Source organism: Castellaniella sp. (assembly GCF_034674885.1).
Lineage (GTDB): Bacteria > Pseudomonadota > Gammaproteobacteria > Burkholderiales > Burkholderiaceae_B > Castellaniella.
Genome location: NZ_JAUCDS010000024.1, coordinates 22893 through 44556 on the forward strand (window position 1 = coordinate 22893; position 21664 = coordinate 44556).

16 protein-coding genes, 1 pseudogene and 2 riboswitches are annotated in these 21664 nt (G+C 66.5%); of the genes and pseudogenes, 11 read left to right on the plus strand and 6 right to left on the minus strand.

Going from position 1 to position 21664, the window contains the following annotated elements; genetic code table 11:
* Positions 1-11: 11 nt before the first annotated feature.
* Positions 12-287, minus strand: a complete 276-nt coding sequence (locus VDP74_RS12295) for a hypothetical protein (protein ID WP_322999926.1) — start codon at positions 285-287, stop codon at positions 12-14.
* Positions 288-450: 163 nt separating this feature from the next.
* Here VDP74_RS12295 and apbC point away from each other — a divergent pair, with 163 nt between their 5' ends.
* From apbC to VDP74_RS12350, 11 genes are all read left to right on the plus strand, one after another.
* Complete coding sequence (apbC, locus tag VDP74_RS12300; RefSeq protein ID WP_322999927.1) at positions 451-1536, plus strand: iron-sulfur cluster carrier protein ApbC; 1086 nt, start codon at positions 451-453, stop codon at positions 1534-1536.
* Between the two features lie 131 nt (positions 1537-1667).
* Positions 1668-3452, plus strand: a complete 1785-nt coding sequence (locus VDP74_RS12305) for an autotransporter assembly complex protein TamA (RefSeq protein WP_322999928.1) — start codon at positions 1668-1670, stop codon at positions 3450-3452.
* The gene (locus tag VDP74_RS12310; RefSeq protein ID WP_322999929.1) at positions 3449-6994 is read left to right on the plus strand and encodes a translocation/assembly module TamB domain-containing protein; all 3546 of its coding nucleotides are present in this window, start codon (positions 3449-3451) and stop codon (positions 6992-6994) included. The genes VDP74_RS12305 and VDP74_RS12310 overlap by 4 nt, the downstream gene beginning before the upstream one ends.
* 77 nt (positions 6995-7071) lie before the next feature.
* Positions 7072-7635 carry a dCTP deaminase gene (dcd, locus tag VDP74_RS12315; protein WP_322999930.1) on the plus strand — a complete coding sequence of 188 codons (564 nt, stop codon included), beginning with the start codon at positions 7072-7074 and terminating at the stop codon, positions 7633-7635.
* A gap of 80 nt (positions 7636-7715) precedes the next feature.
* Positions 7716-9980, plus strand: coding sequence for an arginine/lysine/ornithine decarboxylase (locus tag VDP74_RS12320; protein ID WP_322999931.1), 2265 nt, complete (start codon positions 7716-7718; stop codon positions 9978-9980).
* Between the two features lie 107 nt (positions 9981-10087).
* Positions 10088-11377 (plus strand): NAD(P)/FAD-dependent oxidoreductase, encoded by a 1290-nt coding sequence (locus VDP74_RS12325; RefSeq protein WP_416232986.1) that lies wholly within the window; start codon positions 10088-10090, stop codon positions 11375-11377.
* 85 nt (positions 11378-11462) lie between these two features.
* Entirely contained in the window at positions 11463-12686 is a 1224-nt protein-coding gene (locus VDP74_RS12330) for a CoA transferase (protein WP_322999933.1), read from the plus strand.
* Positions 12687-12757: 71 nt separating this feature from the next.
* A riboswitch (glycine riboswitch) is annotated at positions 12758-12853 on the plus strand.
* A gap of 12 nt (positions 12854-12865) precedes the next feature.
* A riboswitch (glycine riboswitch) is annotated at positions 12866-12972 on the plus strand.
* A gap of 38 nt (positions 12973-13010) precedes the next feature.
* Positions 13011-14093, plus strand: a complete 1083-nt coding sequence (gcvT, locus tag VDP74_RS12335) for a glycine cleavage system aminomethyltransferase GcvT (RefSeq protein ID WP_322999934.1) — start codon at positions 13011-13013, stop codon at positions 14091-14093.
* Positions 14094-14189: 96 nt separating this feature from the next.
* Positions 14190-14561 carry a glycine cleavage system protein GcvH gene (gcvH, locus tag VDP74_RS12340; RefSeq protein WP_322999935.1) on the plus strand — a complete coding sequence of 124 codons (372 nt, stop codon included), beginning with the start codon at positions 14190-14192 and terminating at the stop codon, positions 14559-14561.
* A 15-nt stretch (positions 14562-14576) separates the two neighbouring features.
* Complete coding sequence (gene gcvP, locus VDP74_RS12345) at positions 14577-17462, plus strand: aminomethyl-transferring glycine dehydrogenase (protein WP_322999936.1); 2886 nt, start codon at positions 14577-14579, stop codon at positions 17460-17462.
* A gap of 118 nt (positions 17463-17580) precedes the next feature.
* Entirely contained in the window at positions 17581-17799 is a 219-nt protein-coding gene (locus VDP74_RS12350) for a 4-oxalocrotonate tautomerase family protein (protein ID WP_322999937.1), read from the plus strand.
* A gap of 3 nt (positions 17800-17802) precedes the next feature.
* On the opposite strand, the gene VDP74_RS12355 is transcribed toward VDP74_RS12350, so the two are convergent.
* From VDP74_RS12355 to hda, 5 genes and pseudogenes are all read right to left on the minus strand, one after another.
* Positions 17803-18315, minus strand: a complete 513-nt coding sequence (locus VDP74_RS12355) for a dihydrofolate reductase (protein WP_322999943.1) — start codon at positions 18313-18315, stop codon at positions 17803-17805.
* 21 nt (positions 18316-18336) lie between these two features.
* Positions 18337-18804 (minus strand): annotated as a pseudogene (gene folK / locus VDP74_RS12360) (2-amino-4-hydroxy-6-hydroxymethyldihydropteridine diphosphokinase); the annotation flags it as partial.
* Positions 18801-20189 (minus strand): polynucleotide adenylyltransferase PcnB, encoded by a 1389-nt coding sequence (gene pcnB, locus VDP74_RS12365; protein ID WP_322999938.1) that lies wholly within the window; start codon positions 20187-20189, stop codon positions 18801-18803. The pseudogene folK and the gene pcnB, both read right to left, overlap by 4 nt.
* A gap of 10 nt (positions 20190-20199) precedes the next feature.
* Complete coding sequence (locus tag VDP74_RS12370; protein WP_322999939.1) at positions 20200-20904, minus strand: HAD family hydrolase; 705 nt, start codon at positions 20902-20904, stop codon at positions 20200-20202.
* On the minus strand, positions 20901-21596 hold the full coding sequence (hda, locus tag VDP74_RS12375; protein WP_322999940.1) for a DnaA regulatory inactivator Hda: 696 nt from the start codon (positions 21594-21596) through the stop codon (positions 20901-20903). Before hda ends, VDP74_RS12370 begins: the two co-directional genes overlap by 4 nt.
* Positions 21597-21664 lie beyond the last annotated feature (68 nt).

A 21664-nucleotide genomic window follows, 5' to 3' on the forward strand; every position in this document is an offset into this window, starting at 1 on the left:
CGTGCCGGAGATCAGGGAATTTCCCGCATTTCGATGTCCGTGACGTCCTGGCGGCGAGCCGGCTTGTCGGTGCGCGACCAGGCGCCCGGGCGGGCCGGCATCGGGGGACGCCGGCGCTCGGCCCAGTAGGCCTTGACGCCGAAGGGGCGGCCCTGCAGGCGGGCCACGATGTACAGGATGCCGATGGCCAGGAGGGTCGAGGCCATGAAGACGAAAGCCATGATCAGGCCGAAGAAGGCCAGGATCAGAAACAGGGCGGCGCGCAGGATTTGTTGAATTAGGTTCATAGTGATAGGACCTGTAGGGCCGGAAAAGGTTGCATGCCGTGCGGCGCGGCCGCCCCCGATGGGGCGGGCCGTGGCGCGGTCACGTGCATATTGGGGTCAATCCGTGGATTTCCAGGGGAATCCGCTATGCTTGTGGTTTCGATTGTTTTCATCCGGATCTTCCATGAGCACCACCTCCCAGGACATCCGTTCGGCCCTGTCGCGAGTCATCAATCCCGATACCCGCAAATCATTGGCCGTGACGGAATCCGAACTGCAGATTGCCGCGTCGGGCGACGCCTTTGATATCACTGTAACCCTGGGCTATCCTGTATTCAATGGCGAACAGGCGTTGCGACAGGCCATCCAGGCAGCGTTGGCCTCTGCCGGGGTGTCGCTGGGCGCCCTGGAATTCCGGTCCCGGATCGCCACGCATGCCGTGCAGCGCGGGCTGCGGCCGCTGGATTCCGTGCGCAACATCATCGCCGTGGCATCCGGCAAGGGCGGCGTGGGCAAGAGCACCACGGCGGTCAATCTGGCGCTGGCGCTGCAGGCCCAGGGCGCCCGGGTCGGCCTGCTGGACGCCGACATCTACGGCCCCAGCGTGCCTATCATGCTGGGCCTGTCGGGCAAACCCAAAAGTCCGGACGGCAAGAGCATGGAACCCATGGTGGGCCATGGCCTGCAGGCCAATTCCATCGGCTTCCTGATGGATGACGACGGCCCGGCCATCTGGCGCGGCCCCATGGTCACCCAGGCCTTGACGCAGTTGCTGTCGCTTACGAATTGGAACGATCTCGACTACCTGATTGTGGACATGCCGCCGGGAACCGGCGATATTGCGCTTACCATGGCGCAAAAGGTCCCGCTGACGGGGGCGGTCATCGTCACCACGCCGCAGGACCTGGCTCTGGCCGATGCCCGCAAGGGCCTGATCATGTTTCAAAAGGTAGATGTCCCGGTGCTGGGGATCGTAGAGAACATGTCCGTGCACGTATGCTCGAATTGCGGGCATGTCGAACCCATCTTCGGGCAGGACGGCGGTCGCCAGCTGGCCGCTGCGTATCACTTGCCGTGGTTGGGGGCCTTGCCTCTGCAGCTCGACATCCGCCAGGAAACCGATTCTGGTCGGCCCAGCGTGGTGGCTTCGCCCGATGGCAAGGCCGCTGCTCTATACCATCAGATCGCGCACCAGCTGGCGATCCACGTGGCGGGTCAGCCGCTGGACGATGCCGGGGCTCGCCCGCGGGTCGTGGCCCGCAAGACCTGATGCTTCACGGTGGGACCGCCATCCATGCATCCGGCTGGACGGCCGCCCGGAGTCGGCGCGGTCGCAGGATACGGTGCGGGGTTGTCTGCGGTCTCGTCTGTCTGCTGCTCGCGCTGCTGCATAGTCGGCCTGTGCGGGCCGCGCAGCCCGAAGTCATCATCGACCCCGGGTCCTCGCCCCCCAAAGTCCTGCAGGCCATCACCGAGGCTGTTGGCGCCATCACGCGCCTGGCCGAAGACCAGGACGTTCGGGAAGTCTCGCGCCTGCGCCGCCGGGCCTGGGACGCCGCGCAGGCCGCCTTGCAGACGCAGGGCTATTTCGCCGCCAAGGTCACCCTGGACGTCTCCGACGGCGCGCCAAACGGCGGCGAATTCTGGGAGATCACCATCGACCCGGGCGAGCGTACCCGCGTGCGCCAGCTGGGCCTGTCCTTTCAGGGGGCGCTGGCAGGCCCCGGCTATGCCGGCCGTCGGGACGCCCTGAAGGCCGATTGGCTGCTCAAACCCGGCATGCCCTTCATCAACGACGACTGGCATGCCGCCAAATCAGGCCTGCTGGATGCCGTGGTGCAGCGGGATTTCTACTTTGCCCGGCTGGACCCGACCCGTGCCGTGGTCGATCCCCAGGCCGCGCGCGCAGATCTGGATGTCACGGTCGATAGTGGCCCGCCGGTGCGCCTGGGGCCCTTGCAGGTGGTCGGGCTGAAACGGGTGCCCGAATCCCTGATCCGCCGCTACGTGCGCTATGACCCGGGCGAACCCTACGACCAGACCCGGCTGGAAGACTGGCAGCAGGCCCTGCAATCCACCTCGTTTTTCCGCGGGGCTTTCGTCACCCTGGTCGACGGTAGTCCGAAGTCGACGGATGCAGCGGCCGCCCCCGTGGATCCCGATGAGCGCGCAGCGGAACCGCTGCCTCGCCCTGCGGGGAATGCACCCGTGACCCTGCCCGTGCGCGTCCAGGTCACGGAAGCCCCCGCCCGCTACGCCAGCGGGTCGCTGGGGGCCGACAGCGATCATGGGGTGCGGGTCGAAGGCCTGTACCGGCAGAACGTCGTCTATGGCCTGCCGGTCTGGATCGAAACCGGGGCAGGGGTGGATACCAAGCGCCAGCGGGCGTTCTTCGACGTGCATCTGCCCCCCACGCTGGACGGCTACAAGGACAGCTTCGGCTTGCTCTACGACCATTCGGACATCGAGGGCCTGGAAACCAGCCGCACCGGCATGGGCTGGAAGCGCGTCCAGGAACGCAAGGCAGCCGGTGACAGCCGCGTGGAATATGAAACCACCTGGAGCGCGCTGGTCGCCTACGACAAGACGCGGATTTCCGGGGCCTATCGCTACGAAGTCCCCAGCTGGGCGGCGACCTGGCAATGGCTGCGGCGCGACGTGAATGCCAAATACGACCCCCGCGAGGGCAATCTGGTCGAGTTCGGACTGGGAGTGGGCACCACGCTGGACGACGGCCAGGCGTTTTACCGCAGCAGCCTGCGCGCCCAACAGTGGTGGTCGCTCAGCGACCGGGACGTGCTGACCGTGCGCGGAGAGATCGGCAAGGTCTGGGCGCATACCGACCGGCTCCCGCAGGATTTTTCCTGGCGTACCGGCGGTTCGCGCAGCATCCGGGGCTACCGTTACCAGAGCATCGGCCTGGAGCGCGGCGACGCCATCATCGGCGCGCCTGCCCTGGGTGTCGTCAGTATCGAATACACCCACTATTTCACCGACATCCTGGGCGCCAACGTCTTCATCGATGCCGGTGATGCGGCGCCCGCCTTCGACCAGTTCGACTGGCATGTCGGCTACGGGGCCGGTGTGGCGGTGCGTACGCCGGCCGGACCGTTCAACGTCGATCTGGCCTGGGCGCAGAAAGATCGGCGCCTGCGCCTGCAGTTTTCGCTGGGGATCGCGTTTTGAACCGGCTGACCCGACTGCGCAATCGGCTGCGACGCGGCCTCAGGCTCTTCTGGTTGTGGGGCCTGCCGCCGTTGGTGATGGCGCTGCTGCTGGCCGTCGGTTTCGCTTGGTGGTGCGTCTCCAGTCCGAGCGGCACCCGCTGGCTGCTGCGCACGGTGGCAACGCACTTCGACGGACAGGTCCAGGGTGTGCGCGGGACCATCCGCCAGGGCCTGTACGTCGAAGGCCTCAGCCTGTCCCTGCCCGATGTCGACATCCGCGTGTTGGGACTGCACCTGAAGGCCTTGTGGCCGGAATTGCTGGATCGTCGGCTGCACATCAACGACTTGTCCGCCGTGCGGGTGGACGTGACCATGCGGCCCTCGGCCAGCCAGGCGCCGGCTTCGTCCGAGCCCTTCCGGATGCCGGCCTTGCCGTTGGGCCTGAGGGTCGACCGCCTGTCGTTGGGTGGGCTGGGCCTGCATCCGGGCGCCGACGGCCTGCCCCTGGAATTGCTGTCGGTGTCAACGGCGCTGACCCTGGATGCCGACACTGCCGCCGTGGCGCTGGACCAGCTGCAGCTGGCATATGGCGATACCCTGGTGTCTGCCAATGGCAATCTGGCTGTGCGCGGCCTGGCCGCCCCCTGGCCGTTCGAACTGAATCTGCATGGTTCTGCGCAGGATCGCAGCCTGCAGTCGCCAGTCTGCTTCAAGCGCCTGCTGCGAGGGCCGTCGCCGAAGCAGGACGATCGTGCCGCGCCGCAGGGTGATGCGACGTGCCGGGTGGATCTGGACCTGCGCCTGACAGGGACGCTCGACGCCTTTCACCTGCAGGCGACCGGGCAGGGCGAAGGCGTCGCCTTGAAGGCCGATGCCGAGATCTTTCCCACCCAGGCCTTCCCCCTGGGCCGGACCCAGGTGACATTGAACCTGCCGGAGCAGGCAGGACTGGAAGTGCAGGTGCAACCGGGGCAGCCGGGGCCGGATGGCCTGCGCCCCGTGCAGGCCAAGCTGACCGCTCGAGGCCTGGTTCTGACGCCCTGGCTGCCCGGCGGCCTGGGCGCCACCCGGCTGGACCTGAGCGGCGCCCTGCAGCTGCGGCTGACGCCCGGACAGCAGGTGCAGGATCTGGGGCTGGACCTGCAGATCGACCCCGCCAGCCGCTGGAACGGCCAGGCGCTGGGCGGCCACGCCCGCGTCGTCCGCCTGGCGCGGGCACGGGGGCCTTTGCTGGATGCAGGCGGAGCCGCGCCGCTGGATCTGCCGGGACTGCGCGCCGAAGGTGTGGATGTGGCGCTGAATCTGGGGCCCGATCGCGTACGGCTGGCGGGCGACGTGTCTGCCAGCCAGACCCGCCTTTCCCTGCAGGCCGCGCTGCCGATGCTGTCCGCCATCTGGCCGGGAATCCCCGGCGGTGCCGAAGTGAAACTGAACACCGACGGCGCGCTGGAGCGGCACCGTGTGGTCCTGGAAGGCCATTACACACCGCCCGATTCCCAAGCCGGCATTCCGGGGCGGTCGCCGCTGGATGCGAAGCTGGCGCTGGAAGGCGGCTGGTCGCAGGACGGCGGCTGGCAGGGCCGCCTGTCCGATCTGCAGGTGCGGCATGCAGGCGCCCAGGTGCGCAACCAGGGGGCGGTCGAGCTGGCGTTCGACCCCGCCGGCCAGTGGCGGGTGGGGCGCGCGGCGCTGGACGTATCCCTGGACGGCCAGGCACTCCTGCAGGTGCAGCATCAGGCGTCCTCGGGCCGGCCTGGCCAGTGGGAAACCCAGGGCCGCATCGACCCCCTGATCATCACGCCGGAACGCATCACCCGTTTGCAGACCTGGCTGGGCAAGGCCGATTCCCGCTCGGGCGGCGTGCAGACCGCCTTGTCCGAGCAGGCCTTGCGCAGCCGCCTGCAACTGGCCCTGGACTGGCATCTGAAGTTCGCGGGGGCCCTGCAGGGCGATATTCATCTGGCGCGGACGGACGGCGATCTGATCGTGCCGGGCGATGTGCCCATCCACCTGGGGCTGGAAGCCGCGAAGATGGATCTGACTATCCGTCCGACGTCCGCCACGGCCAGCCGGGCGGCCCTGGACCTGCGGATAGACACCCGGGATATGGGCCGGCTGCGTGTGCAGGCTGACACGCCGTTGCACGCTACTGCAGGCGGGGGCCTGGGCATCCGTCCCCAGGATGAAAAGCACATCCGCGTGCAGGCCGAATCCGAAGACCTGGCCTGGGTCAATCTGCTGCTGGGTGGCGCGCTGGAAGTCGGCGGCACCATTCATGCCGATATCACCGGACGCAGCCTGGCGCACGGTGGCTGGTCCCTGAGCGGCCCTTTGCGGGGCGAGGGCATGCAGTTGCTGATGGTGGATCAGGGCGTGCGCCTGCTCGACGGCGTGCTGCAGGCGCATTTCGACGGCATGCGGCTGGTGCTGGATCACCTGCGGTTTCCGGCGGTGCGCCGGGTCGCCCCGAAGGAATGGCGCACCGCGACCTGGGTGGCACAGGACCCGGGCGCGCAAAATGGGCAGCTGGACGTGTCCGGGCAATGGGATCTGGCTGGGGATGCCGGGCAGGTCAATATCGCCTTTGCCCGCTACCCCATTTTGCAGCGGTCCGACCGCTACGCCATGATCACGGGCGACGTGAAAATAGACGCCAGCCTGCCGCGCATCGACTTGAGCGGCAAGATCACGGCGGACGCCGGCTGGTTCGATCTGGACATGCTGAACAATATTCCGTCCCTGGACAGCGACGTGGTGGTGCTCAAGCCGGGCGAGACAGCGCCGACTCCGGACCAAAGCCCGCCGCTGGACATGCGGGCCGACCTGACCATCGACCTGGGGCCGCGTTTCTACCTGACCGGTTATGGCCTGGATTCCGGCCTGGTGGGCAGCCTGGACCTGCGCTTGCGTCAGGGCAAGCTGACGGCCCTGGGGGCGCTGCGCACCCGGGGCGGAGCCATCGATGCCTACGGCCAGCACCTGCAGCTGCGGCGGGGCACGGTCACCTTTCAAGGCGACATCAGCAATCCCGTGCTGGACATCAGGGCGCTGCGCACCGACGTCGCTGTGCAGGCCGGCGTGCAGGTGGCCGGGACGGCGCGACGGCCGCGCATTGATCTGGTATCGGTCCCCGACGTCAGCGAAACCGAGAAACTGACCTGGCTGCTGCTGGGCCATGGGCCCGACGATGCGGGTGGCGACATGTCGCTGCTGTTTTCAGTGGGCAGTTCCTTCCTGTCGGGTGGCGAGCCCTTCTACAAGCGCTTCGGCCTGGATGAACTGAGCATGCGCTCGGGCGAACTGGGCAGCACCGGCAGCATCCTGCCCGTGGAAAGCGTCGTCAGCGGCCTGGACAGCGGGGCCAGCCCCATCGAACAGCGTTTCGTCATGGCCAGCAAGACGCTCAGCAAGGATCTGACCGTCAGCCTGGAGCAGGCCCTGGCGCAGACCGGCACGGTCGCACGCCTGAGCTACCGCCTGATGCGCGGCCTGCGAGCCGAGGTCACGGCGGGTACGGTCAGCGGCCTGGCGCTGGTCTATCGTTGGTTTTCTGCGGATTGAATCGGCTCTTGAGGCAATCGGGGTCGACGGACCGGGGTTTTCTCTTAAAATACGGCAACATTGAATCGAGAGTGTCCATGAGCATCAAGAACGACCGCTGGATCCGCGGCGCGGCGCAGGCCGGGATGATCGATCCGTTCGAACCCGGGCAGGTGCGCGAGATCAACGGACAGAAGATCGTCAGCTATGGCACCAGCAGCTATGGCTACGACGTGCGTTGCGCCCGCGAATTCAAGATTTTCACGAACATCAATTCGTCGATCGTGGACCCCAAGGCCTTCGACGCGCGCTCGTTCGTGGATTTCGAGGGCGATGTCTGCATCATCCCGCCCAATTCCTTCGCCCTGGCCCGCACGGTGGAATATTTCCGCATTCCTCGGTCAGTGCTGACTGTCTGCCTGGGCAAAAGCACCTACGCGCGCTGCGGCATCATCGTCAACGTCACGCCGCTGGAACCCGAATGGGAAGGCCACGTGACGCTGGAATTTTCCAATACCACACCACTGCCGGCCAAGATCTATGCCGGTGAAGGCTGCGCCCAGATGCTGTTCTTCGAAAGCGACGAGGTTTGCGAAACTTCGTATGCCGATCGGGGCGGCAAATACCAGGGACAACACGGGGTGACGCTTCCGCGCACCTGATTTCCAAACGCTGAAGGCTTCCGGTCCGAGGCTGGACGGATGCTTATCGGGCCGCGCAGGCGGCCCTTACGGTGATTGCCATGAAATTCCGCTTTCCCATCGTCATCATCGACGAAGACTATCGTTCCGAGAACGCATCGGGCTTTGGCATCCGCGCGCTGGCCTCGGCCATCGAGGCCGAGGGCGTCGAGGTCCTGGGGGTGACCAGCTACGGTGACCTCAGTTCCTTCGCGCAGCAGCAAAGCCGCGCCAGCGCCTTCATCCTGTCCATCGACGACGAGGAATTCGACGAGGATTCGCCCGAAGACGTGGCCAATGCCATCAAGAACCTGCGCGCCTTCATCGGCGAATTGCGCTTTCGCAACGAGGACATCCCCATCTACCTGTATGGCGAGACGCGCACTTCGCAGCACATTCCAAACGACATTCTGCGTGAATTGCACGGCTTCATCCATATGTTCGAGGACACGCCGGAATTCGTGGCGCGCCACATCATCCGCGAGGCCCGCGCCTACCTGGACAGCCTGGCGCCGCCATTTTTCCGAGAACTGCTGGATTACGCGTCCGATGGCTCGTATTCCTGGCACTGCCCGGGGCATTCAGGAGGCGTGGCCTTCCTGAAGAGCCCGGTCGGCCAGATGTTCCACCAGTTCTTCGGCGAGAACATGCTGCGCGCCGACGTCTGCAATGCCGTGGACGAACTGGGCCAGCTGCTGGATCACACGGGGCCGGTGGCCGAGTCCGAGCGCAATGCCGCCCGCATCTTTCATGCGGACCACTGTTTTTTCGTCACCAACGGCACGTCCACGTCCAACAAGATCGTCTGGCACGCCAACGTGGCGGCGGGCGACGTGGTGGTGGTGGACCGCAACTGCCATAAGTCGATTCTGCACGCCATCACCATGACCGGCGCCATCCCGGTGTTCCTGCGCCCCACGCGCAACCACCTGGGCATCATCGGGCCGATCCCCCTGGAAGAATTCGACCCCGAAAACATCCGCAAGAAGATCGAGGCCAATCCCTTTGCCCGCGAAGCCGTCAACAAACGTCCACGCATCCTGTCGCTGACGCAGAGCACGTACGACGGCGTGATCTACAACGTGGAAATGATCAAGGAAAAGCTGGGCTCGGAAATCGACACCCTGCACTTCGACGAGGCCTGGCTGCCGCATGCGGCGTTCCATGAATTCTACGAAGACATGCACGCCATCGGGCCCAACCGTCCGCGCAGCCACGACACCATGGTCTATGCGACGCACTCCACGCACAAGCTGCTGGCCGGCCTGTCGCAGGCTTCGCAGATCGTGGTGCAGGATTCGGAAGTCCGCAAGCTCGATCGCAACATCTTCAACGAAGCCTTCCTGATGCACACGTCCACCTCGCCGCAGTACGCCATCATTGCGTCCTGCGATGTGGCGGCGGCCATGATGGAACCCCCCGGCGGCACCGCCCTGGTGGAAGAATCCATTCGCGAGGCCCTGGATTTCCGCCGCGCCATGCGCAAGGTCGAATCGGAATTCGGCAAGAACGACTGGTGGTTCAAGGTCTGGGGCCCCAATCGGCTGGTGCCCGAAGGCATCGGCAACCGCGACGACTGGATGCTGGGTTCGGGCGACGAATGGCACGGTTTCGGCGACCTGGCCGACGGCTTCAACATGCTGGACCCGATCAAGGCCACGGTCGTCACGCCGGGGCTGGATATCTCCGGCACTTTCGCCGACACCGGCATCCCGGCAGCCCTGGTATCGCGCTATCTGGTCGAACACGGTGTGGTGGTCGAAAAGACCGGCCTGTATTCGTTCTTCATCCTGTTCACCATCGGCATCACGAAAGGCCGCTGGAACACCCTGCTGACCGCCCTTCAGCAGTTCAAGGACGACTACGACCGCAACCAGCCGCTGTGGCGTGTACTGCCCGAATTCAACCGGGCGCATAAACGCTACGAGCGCATGGGCCTGCGCGACCTGTGTCAGGAAATCCACGAGGCCTATCGGCATTACGATTTCGCCCGCCTGACCACCCGCGTGTATCTCAGCGACATGGTGCCCGCCATGCGCCCGGCCGATGCCTATGCCCGCATGGCGCACCGCGAAGTCGAACGCGTGCCGGTGGATCAGCTGGAAGGCCGTGTCACCGGCGTGCTGCTGACCCCGTATCCGCCGGGCATTCCCTTGCTGATCCCCGGCGAGCGATTCAACCGCGACATCGTCGACTACCTGAAGTTCACCCAGGAATTCAATCAGCAATTCCCGGGCTTCGAGACCGACGTGCATGGCCTGGCCTACGAAACCGACGATCATGGCCACCGGCACTATTACGTGGATTGCATCCACGAAACGACCTGATGAACCGCATCGATGCGCATGCCCGCAGCGGGCATTGCGACCGATAGGGTTGCCGGGTGACTCGCGCCCGCTTTGACGTCGCGGTCGTTGGAGCCGGGGCGGCCGGCATGATGGCGGCCGCCGTCGCCGGCCAGCGCGGCCTGCGCGTGGTGCTGATCGATCATGCCGAACGCCTGGCGGAAAAGATCCGCATTTCCGGCGGCGGACGCTGCAATTTCACCAATCTGGGCGCCGGTCCCGCCCAGTTCCTGTCGCGCAATCCGGATTTCTGCCGTTCGGCGCTGCGCGCCTACGGGCCGCAGGATTTCCTGGACCTGCTGCGCGAACATGGCGTGTCCTGGCATGAAAAGCATCGCGGGCAGCTGTTTTGCGACGATTCCAGCGAATCCGTCATCCAGGTGCTGCGCCGGGAGTGCGATGCAGGCGGCGTGGCCTGGCGCATGCCTTGCCGTGTGCAAGACGTAGTGCGCGAGGCGGACGGGTTCGTCCTGTCCACCGATGCCGGGCCGATCCGGGCCGCGCAACTGGTGCTGGCGACCGGCGGCATGGCCATTCCGCAACTGGGTGCCACGGACTTCAGCCTGCGCGTCGCCCGCCAGTTCGGCCTGAAGATCGTCGAGCCGCGCCCGGCGCTGGTGCCGCTGACCTTCGATCCTGCCCAGTGGCAGCCATACGCGGCGCTGTCGGGCGTCGCTCTGGAAGTACGCTTGTCGCCTGAGCCAGGTGCGGGTTCGGGTGCGGCTGCGCATCTGGGCGATGGCGCTTTGGGCCGCCTGCCCCGCGCCGGCCGTAAACACCGGCGCGGCAGCGGCCGCGCCGAATTCCTCGAAGACTTGCTGTTCACGCATCGGGGCCTGTCCGGCCCCGGCATCCTGCAGATTTCCAGCTATTGGCAGCCGGGAGACCCGATTCACATCGACCTGGCGCCGGGCCAGGCCATGGGCGAGGCCCTGGTGGCTGCCAAATCGGGCAGCCGCCAGACGCTGTTGACGGCCTTGTCCGGGATCTGGCCTCGGCGTCTGGCGGAAGCCTGGCTGGCGCAGGAAGACGCCGATGAGGCACGGGCGCTCAGCCATGGCGCGGGGCGGGACGCCGGCGCTGGTCCAGGCGGCCTGCGCCTGGCCGACGTGCCCGATCGCCGCCTGCGCGCCCTGGGCGAGGGGATCCATGGCTGGACCCTGTGGCCGACCGGCACGGCAGGCTACAAGAAAGCCGAAGTCATGCGCGGCGGCGTAGACACCGACGAACTCGATCAGCGCAGCCTGCAGGCGCATCGCTGCCCTGGGCTATACATCGTGGGCGAGGCTGTGGATGTCACCGGCTGGCTGGGGGGCTACAACTTCCAGTGGGCCTGGGCATCTGGAGTGGCCTGCGGGCGGGCGCTGGCGGCGGCCTGAGATCGGTAGCGGCTGCGCCGACGCCCGGTGCGGCGGCATGGGCCGGGTGGGGATAGAATCTTCCCATCATCATCCGAGGACCGCCATGACGAACTGCCCAGACGCGCAACCACTCTTTCCAGCCGGAACCAAGCCCCTGGACGGCATCCGGGTACTGGAAATGGGCCAGTTGATCGCCGGCCCGTTCGCCACCAAGATCCTGGGCGAATTCGGCGCGGAAATCATCAAGATCGAACCGCCAGGACAGGGCGATCCGCTGCGCAACTGGCGGCTGATGCATCAGGGCACGTCCGTCTGGTGGCAGGTGCAGTCGCGCAACAAGCAGTCTGTCACGCTGGACCTGCGCCAGCCGGACATCCAGGATCTGGTGCGCCGCCTGGTGATGGAATGCGACGTCGTGGTGGAAAACTTCAAGCCCGGCACGCTGGAATCCTGGGGCCTGGGATGGGACGACCTTCGTGCCCTGAACCCGCGCCTGATCATGTTGCGGGTGTCGGGCTACGGCCAGACCGGCCCGTACCGGGACCGTCCCGGCTTCGGCGTGGTGGCCGAGGCCATGGGGGGGCTGCGCCATCTCAGTGGCGAACCCGGCCGCGCGCCAGTGCGCGTGGGCGTGTCCATCGGCGATTCCCTGTCGGCCCTGCATGGCGTCATCGGCATCCTGCTGGCGCTGCGCGCCCGAGATCAGCATGGCGCAGGCCAGATGATCGACGTGGCCTTGTATGAATCCGTCTTCAACATGATGGAAAGCCTGCTGCCCGAATACGCGGTCTTCGGGGAAGTCCGCCAGCCTGCCGGCAGCAGCCTGCCCGGCATCGCGCCCAGCAATGCCTACGCTTGCCGCGACGGCTATGTGCTGATCGCGGGCAACGGCGACAGCATCTTTCGCCGACTGATGCAGGCCATCGGCCGCGACGACCTGGGCGACGACCCTGATCTGGCCCACAACCCCGGCCGGGTGGCGCAGGTCGCGCGCATTGACGGTGCCATTGGCGACTGGGCCGCTGCCCGCAGCCAGGACGAGGTCCTGGACATCCTGAACGCGGCCCGCATCCCGGCCGGGCGCATCTACGACATCGCCGACATCGCCGACGATCCGCATTATCGCGCCCGCGACATGATCCTGGATCAGCCGCTGCCCGACGGCACGCCCTGCAGGGTCCCTGGCATCGTGCCGAAACTCTCGGCGACCCCCGGCGGCATTGATGCGCCGGCCCCGGCCCTGGGCCAGCATACGGACGCTGTCCTGAATCGTCTGGGCGTAGATGCGGACACCCGGGCCCGCTGGCGCGAACAGGGTTACATCTGACCGTCGGGGATCTGGCACAGCCCGATTGTTGGATCAGGGCATTTCAGGGTATATTTTGCCCTTGCTGTCACCCGATGCGGGTGGGAGAGCGCTGCCCGTGTTCCAGGCAGCCGCCGAAGGCGCAATTCGCCCAGAATCGCTCAGGCACCCCGTACCATTCGCATGATGCAATACGCGCATCGCAGCATTCTGGAGAGATCCGCCCCCCGTTTCAGCGGGCGCGGGCGCCGAAGGTGAAACCCCGCCAGCCGGGGCAACTCTCAGGCAAAAGGACAGAAGGGCGCTGCCGGCACACGTGCCGCCCTATTGTTTTGGAGCCCTCCCATGTCTGCGCAGACCCCCCTCTTTGATACCCACGTTGCCCTGGGCGCGAAAATCGTCGATTTCGGTGGCTGGGACATGCCCCTGGCCTATGGTTCCCAGCTGGAAGAGCACCACGCCGTGCGCCAGTCCGTGGGCATGTTCGACGTCTCGCACATGCTGAACGTCGACGTCGCGGGCGCGTCCGCCCCCGATTTCCTGCGCCACCTGCTGGCCAACGATGTCGCCAAGATCGCCGGCGTGCCCGGCAAGGCCCTGTATTCCTGCATGCTGCGTCCCGAGGGCGGCGTCATCGACGACCTGATCGTCTATTTCTTCGCCTCCGACCGCTGGCGCATCGTCGTCAATGCCGGCACGGCCGACAAGGACGTCGCCTGGATGCAGCAGCAGGCCGAACCCTTCGGCGTCACGATCACCCCGCGCCGCGACCTGGCCATGGTGGCGGTCCAGGGCCCCAAGGCCCGCGACACCGTCTGGTCCATCCATCCCGAATGGCAGGCCGCTACCCAGGAACTCAAGCCCTTCAACGGCACCCTGGTGGATGAAAATACCCTGGTCGCCCGCACCGGCTACACCGGCGAGGACGGCTTTGAGATCGTGCTGCCGGCCACGGCCGTCAAGGCCTTCTGGGATGCGTTGGCCGCCGCCGGCGTGCATCCCTGCGGCCTGGGCGCGCGCGATACGCTGCGCCTGGAAGCCGGCATGAACCTCTACGGCCAGGATATGGACGAAACTGTCCACCCCCTGGAATCCGGCCTGGCCTGGACCGTATCCTTCAAGGACGAATCGCGCGACTTCATCGGTCGCGCCGCCCTGGAATCCGCCTCGAAGGCCCGCGAACTGGTGGGCCTGAAGCTGCTGGAACGCGGCATCATGCGCGGTCACATGAAAGTGCGCACGCCGCAAGGCGAAGGCGAACTGACCAGTGGCACCATGGCGCCGACACTGGGCTTTTCCATCGGACTGGCCCGCGTGCCTGTGGGGTCCGCCCCGGGCGATCGCGTCGAAGTCGAGATTCGCGGCAAATGGCTGCCTGCGGAAATCGTGCGCCCGCCCTTCGTGCGCAACGGCAAGGCACTGGTCTGAATGCATCCGACGGGGTAGCCTGACGCAAGCAGGCTGCCGGGTGCGCCTGCCGCACTATTTTTTCATCACCAACCATCACGATTCACGGGGTACATCATGTCCATTCCCAACGACCGCAAATACACGGCTTCCCATGAATGGGTCAAGGCCGATGGCGACTGCTTCCTGATCGGTATCACCGACGACGCCCAAGACCAACTGGGCGATCTGGTCTTCGTCGGCGACGTGCAGGTCGGCGCCCATCTGGCAGCGGGCGACACCGCCGCCGTGGTGGAGTCCGTCAAGGCGGCGTCCGACATCTACGCGCCGGTGGCGGGCGAAGTCGTGGCCTTCAACGAGGCCCTGAACGACCAGCCGGCCCTGATCAACGAAGCCGCCTACGACCAGTGGATCTTCAAGATCCGTCCCGACAACGCGGCCGACGTCGATGCCCTGATGGATGCCGCCGCCTACCAGGCCCAGATTTAACCGGAGAACACCCCCATGCTGCGCGACCCCGCCACGCATTCCGAATTCATTGCCCGCCACATCGGGCCGTCCGAGACCGATCAGCAGGCCATGCTGGCGGCCATCGGGGCACCCAGCCTGGATGCCCTGATCCGCGAAGTCGTCCCTGAAAACATTCTGTCCGATGCCCCGTACCTGAACCTGCCCGGTCCGCTGGGCGAGGTCGAGGCGCTGGCCGATCTGAAGACGATTGCGTCGCGCAATCAGGTCCTGCGCAGCTACATCGGCCAGGGCTACTACGGCACCTACGTGCCGCACGTCATCCTGCGCAATATCCTGGAAAATCCGGCCTGGTACACGGCCTACACCCCGTACCAGCCGGAAATCTCCCAGGGACGCCTGGAAGCCCTGCTGATTTTCCAGACCATGATCACCGACCTGACCGGCCTGGACATTGCAAATTCCTCTCTGCTGGACGAGGCCACGGCCGCTGCCGAGGCCATGACCCTGGCCCGCCGCGTCTCGCGATCCAAGTCCAGCCAGTTCTTCGTGTCCAGCCACGTGCATCCGCAGACCCTCGAGGTCGTGCGCACCCGCGCGGCCGGCCTGGGCATTGACGTGGTCGTCGGCGACGAAGCCGCCGGCCTGCCGGAATGCTTCGGCGTGCTGCTGCAGTATCCGCACAGCCTGGGCGGCGTGGCCGATTACCGCGCGCTGGCGCAACAGGCCCATGACGCCGGCGCGATCGTGGCCGTGGCCACCGATCTGCTGGCCCTGGCGCTGCTGATGCCGCCGGGCGAATGGGGTGCCGACATCGCCGTGGGTTCCTCCCAGCGGTTCGGCGTGCCCATGGGCTATGGCGGCCCGCACGCCGGCTTCATGGCCTGCAAGGACGCCTACAAGCGCAATCTGCCCGGCCGCCTGGTCGGCGTGTCTCAGGACGCCCAGGGCGAACCCGCCCTGCGCCTGGCCCTGCAGACCCGCGAACAGCACATCCGCCGTGAAAAAGCCACGTCCAACATCTGCACCGCGCAGGTGCTGCTGGCAGTCATGGCCTCCATGTACGCCGTCTGGCATGGTCCGGACGGCATCCGCCGTATCGCCCAGCGCGTCGCCACGCACACGACCCAGCTTGCAGCGGCGCTGCGCGGCATGGGCATCACGGTCTGCAACGACACCTGGTTCGACACGCTGTGCCTGAAGACCGGCGACCGCACCCAGGCGGTGCTGGATGCGGCGGTCGATGGCGGCATCAACCTGCGCCGGGTCAACGAACACTGCGTTGCCCTGTCGCTGGACGAAACCGTCGGCCAGAACGATATCGAAGTCCTGCTGGGCGTGCTGGCGGCCGGTACCGGGGCAGCCCGCGTGGCGCCCGACTTCACCACCGCCGGCGACGGCATCCCGGCGGCCTTGCGCCGCCAGGGGCCGATCCTGGCGCATCCGGCGTTTTCCCGGGTGAAGTCCGAAACCGACATGCTGCGCTACCTGCGGTCTCTGGCGGACAAGGACCTGGCGCTGGACCGCACCATGATCCCGCTGGGCTCGTGCACCATGAAGCTCAACGCCACGGCGGAAATGATCCCCGTCACCTGGCCGGAATTCGCGCACATGCACCCCTTCGCCCCAGCCGGTCAGGCCCAGGGCTACCAGGACATGATCGAACGTCTGTCCTCGGCGCTGTGCGAGATCACCGGCTACGACCGCGTCAGCCTGCAGCCCAATTCCGGCGCCCAGGGTGAATACGCCGGCTTGCTGGCGATTCGCGGCTACCACCAGGCCAATGGCGAGCATCAGCGCAACGTCTGCCTGATCCCCGCTTCGGCGCACGGCACCAACCCGGCGTCGGCCCATCTGGCCGGCATGGACGTGGTGGTGGTGGCGTCCGACGACAACGGCAACATCGACATGGCGGACCTGCGGGCAAAGATCGCCCAGGTGGGCGACCACCTGGCCGCCCTGATGATCACGTATCCGTCCACTCATGGCGTGTTCGAGACCACCGTCACCGAAATCTGCGACCTGATCCACGAGGCTGGCGGCCAGGTCTACCTGGACGGGGCCAACATGAACGCCATGGTGGGCGTGGCCCGTCCGGGGCGGTTTGGTTCCGACGTGTCCCACCTGAACCTGCACAAGACCTTCTGCATTCCGCACGGCGGCGGCGGCCCGGGCGTAGGCCCCGTGGCGGTGCGCGCGCACTTGGCGCCGTACCTGCCGGGCATCGTGGGCGAAGACGGTCGCTTGCCGTCTGGGCAGTCCGGCCCGGTGTCGGCCGCGCCCTTCGGGTCGGCCAGCATCCTGCCGATCTCCACCATGTACATCATGATGATGGGGGCGGCCGGCCTGCGCCGCGCGACCCAGGTGGCCATCCTGAACGCCAACTACCTGGCGTCGCGGCTGGCCCCGCACTATCCCATCCTGTACGCGGCCGGGCCCAATGGCCGGGTGGCGCATGAATGCATTCTGGACATCCGCCCGATCAAGGACGCCAGCGGCATTGGCGCCGAGGACATCGCCAAGCGCCTGATGGACTACGGCTTCCACGCCCCCACCATGAGCTTCCCGGTGGCCGGCACCCTGATGGTCGAACCGACGGAATCCGAAGGGGTCGAAGAACTGGACCGCTTCATCGACGCCATGATCGCCATCCGCCAGGAAATCGCCGCCGTCGAGCGTGGTGAACAGCCCCTGGAAGACAACGTGCTGGTCAATGCCCCGCACCCGGCAGCCGTGCTGCTGGCACAGGACTGGGCTCATCCCTACACGCGCGAACAGGCGGCGTATCCGCTGCCCGGCATGGCGGCTCGGAAGTACTGGCCGCCCGTGTCCCGCGTGGACAATGCCTGGGGCGATCGCAATCTCAGTTGCGCCTGCCCGCCCATCGAGGCCTATGCCGCAGAGGCACAGGCCGTCTCTTGATGGGCTTGAGCGTCGAATCGGCCTAGAATAGGCTCCGACCGAGGCCCCACCGATCCGGTGGGGCCTTTTTACATGTGCGGCCCCGGAGCCGCTCGAAGAAGACCAAGGAAGACAAGCCATGCCGTATGTGAACATCAAGATCACCCGTGAAGGCGTCACGGCCGAACAGAAGGCCCGCCTGATGGAAGGCGCCACGCAGCTGCTGGTGGACGTGCTGGGTAAGAATCCCAAGACCACGTTCGTCGTGATCGAAGAGATCGACACCGACAACTGGGGGATCGCCGGCGAGCCCGTCACCGCCATCCGGGCGCGGGCGAAGGCGGAGTCCGGGCATTGATTTTCAGGCGGGTTTTGTGCCTGGCACGCGCCGATACGTGACGAAATCGTAGCTCAGGCCGCCGTCGCTGGCCGGCTGGGGCAGGCGTTCCGTTTCCTGCCACTGCCCGGCAGGCAGTTCCGGAAACCAGGTGTCGCCCTCGATCCGGGCATGGATTTCCGTGGCGATCAGTTCGTCGGCCAGCGGCAGGGCCAGACGAAAGATTTGCTCGCCACCGATCACGCAGATGCGCTCAGCGTCCTGGCAGGACGCCAGGGCGGCGTCCAACGAGGCAAAACATTCGGCCCCGGCCGCTGCGAACGCCGTGTCCCGGGTCAGCACCAGATTGCGCCGTCCCGGCAGGGGGCGCCCCAGCGACAGCCAGGTCTTGCGCCCCATCAGGATGGGGTGGCCCAGTGTGCTGCGCTTGAAATGCGCCAGATCGCCCGGCAGGTGCCATGGCATGCCGCCCTCGCGTCCGATGATGCGGTTGTCGGTGTAGGCGACGACCAGACGGATGGGGGGCAGGGCGGGCATGGCGGATTTCCGGGACGATGACAGAGGCTGGATCGCCTGGTCCGCGCAGCGTGCCAGCAGGGCGGGCAGGCTGCCCTGGGCCAGGATCAGGTCCGGGGCCAGGTCCATCAGCGGGCGCAGCACGAAGGCCCGCTCGTGCATGCGCGGGTGCGGCACGGTCAGGGCGGGTTCGTTGATCGTCTGTCCACCGTGCCACAGCAGGTCCAGGTCCAGCGTGCGCGGCGCGTTGCGGTAGGGGCGCTTGCGCCCGTGGACCTGTTCGATGGATTGCAGGGCGGCCAATAGCGCAGGTGCGTCCAGCGAGGTGCGGATTTCGGCTACGGCATTGACGTAGTCGGGACCGGAGGAGTCCACGGGTGCCGTGCCGTAGAACGGGGACAGGCGCAGGGCCTGGATGCCCGGCTTGGCGGCGATGTCCCGGGCGGCCATCTGCAAGGTACCGATGGCGTCGCCCAGGTTCGCCCCCAGGCCAATGTAGGCCGTGATCATGCCGGGTCAGGCGCTGCGTCGTGAGATGAGGGTGAATCGACGTCGGACCGCGCCGCGTCTGGCTTGCGCCGCCGGCGTTTGCGTTTCGCACCTGAACCCAGGCGCCGGGCGCCGGCATGGCCGGCCTGCCAGGCGTCGATCATCTGGCTGCGGCGTTCGTCGCCGCTGTCGGACAGGTCCATCCACCATTGCGCCAGCACGCTGTCGACCTCGCGGGCCTCGGCGCGCAGCTGCAGGAAATCCACGGAGGCCCGGAAGCGGGGCTGTTCCATCATGCGCCAGATGGAGCGGACCGTGGCGCGCTCGAAACGCGCCTGCATCAGCCAGATTTCCCTCATGTCCGCCTGGTGGCGGCGCTGGATGGCCAGTTTGTGCATCTGTTCGTCGATCACCGAATCGGCGGCGCGGATCAGGGCCTCGTTGCGCTGCACATCCTGGGCCACCAGTGTGATCCAGCGTTTCTGCACCAGCCGCCACAACAGGGCGGCAAACAGGAAGCTGGGGCTGATGGGTTTGCCCGCCCGCACGCGGGCGTCGGTGCGCGACAGGGCGATCTCCACGAAGGCTTCGCCGCCTTCTTCTTCGAAGATGCGGTCGATCAGCGGGATCAGGCTCTTGGTCAGGCCGGAGCGGCGCAGCTCGCGCAGGCAGTCCATGGCATGACCGCACGTCAGCAGCTTCAGGGTTTCGTCGAACAGGCGCGAGGCCGGGACGTGCTCGATCAGCGGCACCAGTTTGGCGATCGGGGCCTCGGTGGCCGGGTCGATGCGCGCGCCCAGTTTGGCCTGGAAGCGCAGCGCCCGCAGCATGCGCACCGGGTCTTCGCGAAAGCGGGTTTCGGGGTCGCCGATCATGCGCACGACGCGATTCTTCAGGTCCGCCACACCCTGGTGGAAGTCGATGACTTCTTCCTTCAGGGGATCGTAGTACAGGGCGTTGATGGTGAAGTCGCGCCGCGCAGCGTCTTCCTCGTGGGTGCCGAATTCGTTGTCGCGCAGGATGCGGCCGTGTTCGTCGGTTTCGCCCGAGGCCGGGGCGCGAAACGTGGATGTTTCGATGATCTCCTGGCCGAACACCACGTGCACCAGCTGGAAGCGCCGGCCGATGATGCGGGCGCGGCGAAACAGCGGGCGGATCTGGTTGGGCGTGGCGTTGGTCGCGACGTCGAAATCCTTCGGCTGCAGGCCGACGATCAGGTCGCGCACGGCGCCGCCGACAATGTAGGCGTCGAACCCCTGCTGGTTCAGGACCTCGCAGACCTTGATCGCGTGGCGCGACACCAGTCGGCGGTCGATGCCGTGTTTGTCGCGGGACAGGCGCGCCGGACCGCTGGGCGGCGTGGCAAACAGGCGCGAGACGAAATGTTTGATGGTCTGCTTGAGCATGGCGCGTATTTTAAGACTTTGTATCCTGCATGTCCGCAAACAGATCCAGAATACGCCAGCCGCGACCTTGCGCCAGGTCGCGCAGCGACGGGCTGGGGTTGGTGGCGACAGGGTGGGTGACGGCCTCCAGCAGCGGCAGATCATTCATCGAATCGCTGTAGAACCAGGATTGCGCGAAGTCTTCCAGCTGCAGACCCTGCGATTGCAGCCAGTCGCGCACGCGCAGCACCTTGCCGGCCTTGAAGCTGGGCGTGCCTTCGATGCGGCCCGTGTAGCGGCCGGTGTCGTCGCGCTGCGGGACGGTAGCGATCAGGTGATCGATGCCCAGCGCCCTGGCAATGGGCGCGGTGACGAAGGCATTGGTGGCGGTGACGATGGCGCACAGGCCGCCGCGTGCCTGGTGGTCGGCCACCAGGGCCTGGGCCGCAGGCAGCAGGCCGGGGTGGATGACTTCCCGCATGTAGTCCTGGTGCCATTGGTCGAGTTCGGCGGGTTCGCCCAGGCGCAGCAGGCCCAGCATGAAATCGGCGGCTTCTTCCGCCGACAGCGTGCCTTCGTTGTAGCGACGCATCAGGTCGTCGTTGCGCTGGCGAGCCAAGTCCGGGTCGCCAGCGCGGCCGGTGCGCGCCAGGAACTCCGCCCATTGATAATCACTGTCGAAGGGCAGCAGGGTATGGTCCAGGTCGAACAGGGCCAGGTGGGAAGCAGAGGTCATGGGCGTATCGTCGAATGATGGGTGAGCAGCTCTTTCAGCAGCGGCAGGGTGACAGGGCGGTGGCGGGCCAGGGAATACTGATCCAGCATATCGATCAGGGCCGTCAGGCGGCCCATGTCGCGGTCATGGTGGACCAGGATCCAGTGCAGCACGTCGTCCGGCAGTTTCAGGCCGCGCTGCAAGGCGCGGTCGCGCAGCGCCTGGGCACGGTCCTCGTCAGACAGCTGTTCGATGCGAAAGACCAGGTCCCAGCCCAGGCGCGTGCGCAGGTCCTCGCGCAGCGGCATGGTCAGGGGCGCCCGGTCGCCCGCCGTCAGCAGGGCAAAGGCGTCGGCGGTGCTGGCGGCTGCCCGCCACCGGTTGAATAGCGCAAACAGCGCGGCCTGGGCAGCGTCGTTCAGGTCGTTGACGTCGTCCACAGCCACCAGCGTCAGGGCGTGGTCTTCGTCCGTGGCCAGGGCTTGCAGCCAGTGCGCCGGTGTGCGGGCGTCCAGGTAATGGCCCTGGCGGGCCTGGGCGCAGGCCCGCAGCAGATGGCTGCGTCCCGACCCGGCTCCCCCCCACAGATACAGCGCGTGACCGGGGGACAAAGTGCCGACGGCGGCGACGGCAGCCTGGTTGGCGCCGGCGATGAAACCGTCCAGGGTGGGCAGCGCCCCAGGCAGGATGTCCAGTAACAGTTGCTGTGTCATGCTCACCGGGCCAGAGTTCATCGTAAAATCAGGCCACTATATTGTCCAAACCTGCAATTCTTGCACAT